Origin of the sequence: Roseateles sp. (assembly GCF_046300915.1) — a bacterium.
In the GTDB taxonomy this organism is placed as follows: domain Bacteria; phylum Pseudomonadota; class Gammaproteobacteria; order Burkholderiales; family Burkholderiaceae_C; genus Kinneretia.
On sequence record NZ_JBKCLH010000104.1, the window covers coordinates 1 to 8,904 of the forward strand.

At 69.5% G+C, this 8,904-nt stretch carries 5 protein-coding genes; 3 read left to right on the plus strand and 2 right to left on the minus strand.

Annotated elements, in window-relative coordinates; genetic code table 11:
* The 3 genes from ACK5F2_RS07835 to ACK5F2_RS07845 form a co-directional block, all read left to right on the plus strand.
* Positions 1-1,715: hypothetical protein (locus ACK5F2_RS07835; RefSeq protein ID WP_409863930.1), on the plus strand; the 1,715-nt coding region annotated here is incomplete at its 5' end.
* A gap of 82 nt (positions 1,716-1,797) precedes the next feature.
* A complete protein-coding gene (locus ACK5F2_RS07840) occupies positions 1,798-2,355 on the plus strand; it encodes a PEP-CTERM sorting domain-containing protein (protein ID WP_409863931.1) in 558 nt (185 codons plus the stop codon).
* 60 nt (positions 2,356-2,415) lie between these two features.
* Complete coding sequence (locus tag ACK5F2_RS07845) at positions 2,416-3,561, plus strand: AI-2E family transporter (RefSeq protein ID WP_409863932.1); 1,146 nt, start codon at positions 2,416-2,418, stop codon at positions 3,559-3,561.
* Positions 3,562-3,627: 66 nt separating this feature from the next.
* Here ACK5F2_RS07845 and ACK5F2_RS07850 read toward each other — a convergent pair whose 3' ends face one another.
* Positions 3,628-6,336 carry a zinc-dependent metalloprotease gene (locus ACK5F2_RS07850; protein ID WP_409863934.1) on the minus strand — a complete coding sequence of 903 codons (2,709 nt, stop codon included), beginning with the start codon at positions 6,334-6,336 and terminating at the stop codon, positions 3,628-3,630.
* Positions 6,337-6,371: 35 nt separating this feature from the next.
* Positions 6,372-8,904, minus strand: a 2,533-nt coding sequence (locus ACK5F2_RS07855) for a zinc-dependent metalloprotease (RefSeq protein WP_409863935.1), incomplete at its 5' end; no start/stop codon positions are given.

Below are 8,904 nucleotides of genomic sequence, written 5' to 3' on the forward strand. Positions count from 1 at the left end.
GCATGGCGGTCCGGCTCTGGGATCTGCTCGCGGCGCGGCTGGAGCGCGTGGGGCCGGCCGCTCGCCAGCTGGCCCAGGCCGCGGCGGTGATTGGCACCCACTTCGAACCCGCCCTGCTGCAATGGCTGCACCCCGGGGAGCCGACCCCGACTCAAAGTGCCCTGCTGCAGGAGTTGCTGGATGCCGGCCTGCTGCAGGCCGATGGCGGGGGCTGGCGTTTCCGCCACGCCCTGCTGCGCGACGCAGCCTACCAATCCCTGGCCCCCAGCCCGCGCCGAGCCCTGCATCAGCGCCTGGCCGAAGGTCTGCGCGGCCCCTTCGCCAGCCTGGGTGCCGAGGCGCCCGAGTTGCTGGCCGCGCAGCTGATGGCGGCCGAGGACGCGCGGGCCGCGCATTACTGGCTGCTGGCCGGACGCCACGCCGCGGCGCTGTCGGCCCATGTCGAGGCTTGCCACCACTTCCGCCAGGGCCTCAAGGCCCTGGCCCTGCCGGGCGCCCCCGCCCCGGAAGAACTTGCGCCGTCCCTGGAGCTGGGCCTGGGCTTCGCCCTGATGGCCACCGAAGGCTATGGCTCGCTCAGCGCGCGCCAGTGCTTCGAGCGTGCCCTGGCAGGTGCCGCGGCTCAGCCGGCGGCCCGCTTCCAGGCACTGTGGGGCCTGTGGCTGGGCAGTCGCAGCGGCACCGAGCCCGCCGAGCCGGGCGCCGAGCGCCCCCTGGCCCTGCGACAGGCCCAGGGGCTGGTGCAGGAGGCCCGCGCACAGGGGGATGCAGCAGCCGCGGTGCAGGCCGCCTACGCCATGGGCAACAACCTGCTCTTCCTGGGTCGACTGAGCGAGGCTGGACGCTGGCTGGAGCGCGCGACCCAGGAATCGCGCGGCCTCAATGCCAGCGCCCTGCTGGGCCGTTTCGGTGAACACGGCGGGATCACGGCCGGCGGTCTGCGCTGCTGGGTGCTGGCCCTGCAGGGGCGGGCGGAAGCCGCGCTGCAGCAGGCCGAGCAGACCCTGGTCGCGGCGCGCGCCCTGCGCCACGCCCATACCGAGGCCTACGCGCTGGCCACCGTGGGCGTGATGCATCAACGCCTGCGCCAGCCCGTGCTGGCCCTGCGCCGTGCCGAGGAGCTGCGGCGCCTGGCCCTGGCGCACGATATGGTGCTGTGGCAGGCCGTGGCCGGTCTGGTGGGCGGCTGGGCCCAGGCGGTGCAAGGTGATGCGGCGGGCCTGGCCCCGATACGCCAGGCCGCCGCCATGGCGGCGGTCGCCATGCCCAGCACCGAGGCCACCTTTTTGTCCATGCTGGCCGACGCCCAGCTGGCCCTGGGACGGCATGCCGAGGCCCTGGACAGCCTGGAGCAGGCCCTGGCCAAGGCCCATCAGCGCCAGGAAGACTATCTGCTGCCCGAGCTCTGGCGTCTGCGTGCCCTGGCGGGGGCGGGCCTGGGCCATGAGGTGGCCGTCGTACGCCGCGATCTGGCACGCAGCCTGCGCCAAGCGCGCCGCATGCAGGCCGAGCTGCTGCTGCTGCGCACCCAGCACAGCCGCCTGGCCTGGCAAGCGGTTGGTCCCTTGCAAAGACGCGGCCTGGCCCTGCGCCTGCGCCGCCTCAACGGCCTGGCCACCCTGGCCGATGGCCGCGAAGCGGCCACCCTGGCCGCCGACTCCGCGGACATTCGACCAGCGGCGGCATTCAACGCTGCGTCAACGCTCACTCCCTAGGCTGGCGGCATGGCCGCAGCAAGTGGCCAGCGGATGCCATCGGCGCCGCCTCGCATCACGGCCCATACTTCGGAGAAACCGCATGTCCACTCTATCCCTCGCTCTTCGCCGCTTCGGCACCGCTGCCGCCCTGATGCTGGCGACGCTTCAGGCCCAGGCCTCGCTGTTCACGCTGAGCGGCAAGATCGACGAGGCCAACTCGCCCTATGACCATGTGGACACCGCCAGCTATCTCGGCAAGAGCCTGAGCGGCAGTTTCGAGCTGGACCTGAGCCGGGTGGACAAGAGCCTGGATGAGCAGCTGATCCGCGTGGAGCAATACAGTTTCAGCATCCTGAGCTACGAGATCGAGATCAACCCCAGCCGCACCCTCAATGCGGTGTTCCGCCAAGGCAGCCTGATGGGGCTGAGCGGCAGCCTGGGCGGCTACCCCGGCTTCAGCCTGGGCGATGGCGGCGACGACGCCTCACTGGCCCGCTTTGCGCTGTTTGACGAAGTGATCACCGCCAAGGGCTACTACCGCATCGAGGCCGGCAGCACCCCCGTGTCCGAGCCCGCCAGCCTGGGCCTGGGTCTGGCGGCTCTGGCTGCCATGGCCTGGTCGCGCCGTCAGCGCCGCGTCACGCTGCCGCGCGGCTGAGCCTCTGCCGCGGGTGCGGTTCGCGGCCCGGGCCGCACTTGCCGCTACCATGCGGCCACCATGTCACAGCAGCCCCGCAAGCACCGCCCCCCTCGCGCCCAGCCCTTGGTCCCGGCCAGCCCGCCAGCGCCAACACCGGGGCCGAACACCCATGAGCCGGACAGCCACCCCGCCCTGCGCGATCGCTGTTTCGTGCTGATCCTCGTCGCCGTCAGCCTGGCCTTCGCCTGGATCCTGCTGCCGCTGTTCGGCGCCCTGCTCTGGGGCACGGCCATGGCCCTGGTCTTCGCCCCCATGAACCAGGCGCTGCACAGGCGCCTGGGCGGGCAACGTCCCACCCTGAGCGCGTTGATCTCGGTGCTCGTCATCCTGCTGCTGGTCATCCTGCCCCTGATCCTGGTGGGCCTGTCCCTGGCCCAGGAGGCCGCCAGCCTGTATGCGCGCAGCAAGTCGGGCGACTTCAGTTTCAGCACCCATCTGCAGCAGCTCTATGACGCGCTGCCCGCCTGGCTGACCCAGCTGCTGGACCGCCTGGGCGTAGGCAATCTCTCGGTGCTGCAGCAGAAGCTGGTGGCCGCCCTGAACCAGGGCAGCCAGTTCCTGGCCTCCAAGGCCCTGGGCTTGGGGCAGGACACCTTCGACTTCCTGGTCAGCTTCGTCATCAGCCTCTATCTGATGTTCTTCCTGCTGCGCGATGGCGAGGCACTGCTGGCCCTGCTGCGCCGCGCACTGCCCTTGAATGACCGCCACAAGGGTGCGCTGGGCGAGAAATTCGCCACCGTGATCCGCGCCACCGTCAAGGGCAATATCGCCGTGGCCGCGGTACAGGGCGCCCTGGGCGGCCTGGCCTTCTGGTTTCTGGACGTGCACGCGCCCGTGCTGTGGGCGGTGCTGATGGCTTTTCTGTCCCTGCTGCCGGCCGTGGGCGCCGGCCTGGTCTGGGCCCCGGTGGCCCTGTACTTCCTGGCCACGGGCGAAGTCGCTTCGGGCCTGGCCCTGATCGCCTACGGCGTGCTGGTCATCGGCCTGGTGGACAACCTGCTGCGCCCCTTGCTGGTGGGCAAGGACACCAAGATGCCAGACTATGTGGTGCTGATCTCCACCCTGGGCGGCATGAGCGTGTTCGGCCTCAATGGCTTTGTGATCGGCCCGCTGATCGCGGCCATGTTCATGGCCATGTGGGCCATCGTCGCCAGCGAGCGCTGAACAAGAAAAAAAGGCCGGCGTGCCTGAAGCACACCGGCCTGCGCAGCGCGATGCCGCGCGGCGGCCTCAGCTGCGGCTCATGGTGGCGCGCAGCGCCTCGCTGAGCGCGCTCAGGCTGTCCGCCAGATGGGCGCGGGTCTCCACGGACTGGCCACCCTTGGCCACCGCCGCGCGCAACTCGCCCTGCAGCTGGCTGGCGTTGTGGCGCAGCAGGCTCAGGGCATCAGAGGGCAGGCTGGCCGAGCCCTTGGTCAGCAGGGCCTGCAGGCGCTTGAGATGCTCGCGCTGCAGATGGCGGCGCAGACGGTCGATCTCGCTGCCGCTCTTGAGCTCGCTCCAGATCGCGCCCTGCAGCGTGGCATAGACCTCGTGAAGCGAGATCAGGCCCTTGCGCTTCTCGGGCGCCACATAGGCGGGCAGCTCCAGCAGGCGGGTGGCCGTGCCGGGGCTCAGCAGGCGGTCCAGCGCCACCAGCTGCACCCGGGACACGGCGGCCGGGATGCTCAGCGGCACGCCGCGCTCCCACTCGTTGTAGTCCAGGGTCAGGCTGCTAAGGAACTCGGGCTTGAAGCGGAAGCTCGCGCTGCTGAAGACGCCGCTGGCCAGGAACTGCAGGGCCTCGCGCTGCTGGGCCGGATCGACCGGCGTGAAGGCCGGGCGGCCGGTGGTGCCGGGCAGATCGCGCAGCGCATGCATGCCACCCACATACTTGGCACTCAGCTCGGACACCGTGCCCAGCTGGGTGAAGCCCGCCAGCAGGGAGCGCCGCTGGCGCAGCGGATCCTCACCCGCCACCGGCTTGCGAGCCTGCACGCGCTCCCACAGCTCCTGCGAGAGCTTGAGGCGCTTCTTGTAGTAGGCCAGGGGCTGGTCGCCCAGGTCGAAGCGGTTGACCAGCGGGTCCATGCCGTCATAGATGCCGCCGGTGCCGGCATCGGCATCATCGCCATAGACCAGGGCCGGCTCGGTGCTGCGCGCCGCGATGCGCGCCAGCTCCGCCTTTTCCTGCTCCGGCGCCAGGGGCTTGTAGGCGTACTCGATGGCCCAGTAGTCGTAGGGGCCCAGGGCCGAGCGGTGGTAGCCGCCCTGGCGCTCACCCTTGAGCGCGAGATTGATGGGCACATACTCCATCACCGAGTTGGCGATGCTGTTGGCGTCGGTGAAGGCCTTGTCCGAGAGCTGGGCCAGGCTCATGGTGGTGGAGGCCTTGAAGTTGTGCTTCAAGCCCAGGGTGTGCCCCACCTCATGCATCATCGTGCCCTTGATGGTGGAGCGCACAAAGGCCTCCACCTCGGGACTGTCGGGGGCCAGCTCCTCGCGCGCCTCCAGCAGCTCCAGGGCGAACTCGGCCTCCATGGCGCTGAGCGTGGCATCGCTGCAGTAGGCCGACTCGGCCTCGCCGCGCCAGGCGCCGGTGAGCTCGGCCAGACGCTGCTCGCTGCTCTTGCCCAGGTCTTCCACGCGCAGGCGGCGCGCACCGCGGCCGAAGGCATCGCTCAAGCCGATGTCCGCGTCCATGATCTCGCCCGTGCGCGGATCGGCGCGGCTGGGGCCGATATTGAAGCCCACATCGGCACCCAGGAACCAGCGCACCGAGGCATGACCGGCATCCATATTGTCCCAGTCGGCATCGTCGGGCTGCTGCTTCACGACCAGGGCGTTCTTGAAGCCGATCTTCTCGAACGCCTTGTTCCACTCCAGGATGGCCTCTTCCACCACCGGGCGATACTTCACCGGGATGTTCTTGTCCAGCCAGAAGGTGATGGGCTTGACCGGCTCGGACAGGGCTGCCGCCGGGTCCTGCTTTTCCAGGCGCCAGCGCTTGACGTAGTGCACGCGCGGATTGGCCTTGAGGTCGCCGCCCAGATCGGTGAAGGACTCGGTGAAATGCCCCAGGCGCGGATCGGCCAGGCGCGGCGCCATCGCCTGCTCGGGCAAGGCCGCAAAGCTGTAGACATAGTCCAGGAAGAAGCTGCGCGGGTCCGGCACGGCCTGGGGCAGCTGCGGCGCGGGGGCGCCCGGCATCAGCGGCGGCGCGGGAATGCGCGGCGTGGCGAAGTGCAGGCGCGCCGTCAGCGTGGACAGGCCGGCATCGGCCCGCGCGGCCGCAAAGCTGGAGTTGGCCCGGTCCACCGCATAGGGCAGGCGGTAGGCGGCCTCCAGCCGCGTGCTCATGCCCGGAATGTCGGCCAGCAGCAGGCTGGCAGCCTCGATCAGGATGGATTTGCGCTGGGGATGCTCGGCACTGACCTGGGCCGCGGCGGCCAGCAGGCTGGGCGAGAAGGCCTGCTCGATGGCCAGCTTGCTGCCCTGGTCCGCCACGGCGCGGAACTTCTCGTTGTGCGCCACCAGCTGGAGCTGGCGCCCCACGCGGCGGAAGCTGGCCATCCAGCCGGGGCCCATCTGGCTGGCATACAGCCCGCGCTCACCAATGGAATTGGCGTAGTTGACGGTGAACAGAAAGGGCTTGTCCAGGGCCGCCAGCGGGATCTCGATCCAGACCTTCTCGTCCAGGCGCCAGATCGGGAACAGGCCCTCGCTGGCCTTGGCGCCCTTGATCACCTCGTCAAAGGGCTTGAGCGCCGTAGGATCGGCGCCCGGCCGCGCAGGCGCCGCGGCGCCGGGGGCCGGACCGCCCGCGGCACCCGGTGCCGTGGCGGGCGCGGTCTGCGCCTGGGCCGCGCCCGCGCACAGGGCCAGCAGGGCCGTGCTCAGGGCATGCAGGGAATGGCGGCGCCAGGCGCCGCCCTTGCTCTTGTGTGCTTGCTTGGGCATGCGCCTCTTTCTTCTCAGGGACGGAAGCGATCCGCTCAGCTGCGGCTCATGGTGGCGCGCAGAGCCTCGCTCAGGGCGCTCAGGCTCTCGGCCAGATGCGCGCGCGTCTCCACCGACTGGCCACCCTTGGCCACGGCGGCACGCAGCTCGGTCTGCAGCTGGGTGGCGTTGTAGCGCAGCAGGCTCAGGGCATCGGCCGGCAGGGCCGGCGAACCCTTGGTCAGCAGGGTCTGCAGGCGCTTGACATGCTCACGCTGCAGGGTGCGGCGCAGGCGGTCGATTTCGCTGCCGGTCTTGAGTTCGCTCCAGATCGCGCCTTGCAGGGTGGCATAGACCTCGTTGAGCGAGATCATGCCCTTGCGCTGCTCGGGCTTCACATAGGCATTCAGGTCCAGCATGCGCGAGGCCGTGCCGGCACTCAGCAGGCGATCCAGGGCCACGCGCTGCAGGCCCCAGACCACGGCCGGAATGTTCAGCGGCGTGCCGCGGTCCCACTCGTTGTAGTCCAGGGTCAGGGAGGACAGCAGCTCGGGCTTGAAGCGGAAGCTGTCGGCGCTCATCAGGCCCGTGGTGATGAACTGCAGAGCCTCGCGCTGCTTGGCCGGCTCCACCGGACGGAAGCTGGGTCGGCCCGTGGTGCCGGGCAGATCGCGCAGCGCATGCATGCCGCCCACGTACTTGCCCACCAACTCGGCCGCGCCATTGAGCTGGCGGAAGCCCGCCAGGATCTGGCGGCGCTGGCGCAGCGGATCGTCACCCAGCTGAGGCTTGCGAGCCTGCACGCGCTCCCACAGCTCCTGCGAGAGCTTCAGGCGCTTCTTGTAGTAGGCCAGCGGGTCGTCGCCCAGGTCAAAGCGGTTGGCCAGGGGATCGAAGCCGTCGTAGGGGCCAAAGCCGCCCGCGTCGGCGTCGTCGGCGTAGGCCAGCTTGGGCTCGGTGCTGCGTGCGGCGATGCGGGCCAGCTCGGCCTTCTCCTGTTCGGGCGCGATGGGCTTGTAGGCGTACTCGACGGCCCAGTAGTCATAGGCCCCCAGGGTGGTGGGGTTGATGGTGGTCTTGGCCTCACCCTTGAGCGGCAGGTTGTAGGCGTTGTAGTCCATCACCGAGTTGGAGATGCTGTTCACCTCGGTCCAGGCCCGGTCCTTGAGCTGGGCCTGGGTCACGGTGGTGGAGGCCTTGAAGTTGTGCTTCAGGCCGATGGTGTGGCCCACCTCGTGCGCGATGGTGTCGCGGATCACGGAGTTGACGAAGGCCTCGGCCTCAGGGCTGTCCGGCGCGATGTCGCCACGCGCTTCCAGCAGGTCCAGGGCGAAGTGCATCTCGGAGGCGGCACCGACGGCGTAGTTGCAGAAGGCGGCATGGCTGTCGCCGCCATGGCGCCAGCCCTGGCTGAGTTGGGCCAGGCGCTGCTCGCTGCTCACGCCCAGATCCTCGGCGATGAAGCGGCGCGAACCGCGCGCGAACACATCGCTCATCATGATGTCGGCGTCCAGGATCTCGCCGGTACGCGGGTCGGTGTGGCTGGGGCCGCGGGCAAAGCCCACATCGGCGCCCACGAACCAGCGGATGGAGGCGTGGCCTGCGTCCATATTGTCCCAATTGGCATCATCGGGCTGCTGCTTGGCCACCACGGCGTTCTTGAAGCCGATCTTCTCGAAAGCCAGGTTCCACTGCAGGATGCCGGCCTCCACCGCAGCGCGGTATTTCACCGGGATGTTCTTGTCCATCCAGAAGGTGATGGGCTTGACCGGCTCGGACAGGGCCGCGGCCGGATCTTTCTTCTCCAGGCGCCAGCGCTGCACATAGTGCACGCGCGGGTTGGCCTTCAGATCACCGCCCAGATCGGTGAAGCTCTCCATGAAGTGGCCCAGGCGCGGATCGGCGTGGCGCGGCGCCATGGGCTGCTCGGGCAGGGCCAGGAAGTTGTAGACAAAGTCCACGAAGAGGCTGCGCGGATCGGGCGTGGACTGCGGCGGTGTGGGCACCGGAGCCGGCGGCGGCGTCAGGGGCGGCGCGGGAATGCGCGGCGTGGCGAAGTGCGCACGGGCCGTCAGGGTGCTCAGACCCTCGTCGGCGCGGGCGGCGGCAAAGGACGAGTTGGCCTTGTCCAGCGCGAAGGGCAGACGGTAGGCCATCTCCAGACGGGTGGAATAGCCGGGGATGTCGTTAAACAGCAGGGCCGAGGCGTCCACCAGCACCGACTTGCGCTCGGGATGCTCGGCGCTGGCCACGGGGGCCGCAGCCAGCAGGCTGGGCGAGAAAGCCTGCTCGATGGCAGTCTTGCTGCCCTGCTCGGCCACGGCGCGGAACTTGTTGTTAAGCGCGATCAGCTGCACCTGACGGCCCACCAGGCGGAACTCCGCCATCATGTCCATCATCATCTCGCTGGCATACAGGCCGCGCTCGCCCACCGCATTGGCCGTGTTGGCCGTGAACAGGAAGGGCTTGCCCAGCATGGCCTTGGGGATTTCCAGCCAGACCTTCTCGTCCTTGCGCCAGATGGGGAAGAGACCGTTTTGCTGCTTGGCGTCCTTGATGATCTCGGCAAAGGGCTTGGGGGCCGTGGGA

Excerpts from the sequence above, each read along its gene's own strand:
- ACK5F2_RS07840 (WP_409863931.1), top strand. The coding sequence starts at position 1,798 with ATGTCCACTCTATCCCTCGCTCTTCGCCGCTTCGGCACCGCTGCCGCC.
- ACK5F2_RS07845 (WP_409863932.1), top strand. The coding sequence starts at position 2,416 with ATGTCACAGCAGCCCCGCAAGCACCGCCCCCCTCGCGCCCAGCCCTTG.
- ACK5F2_RS07850 (WP_409863934.1), bottom strand. The coding sequence starts at position 6,336 with ATGCCCAAGCAAGCACACAAGAGCAAGGGCGGCGCCTGGCGCCGCCAT.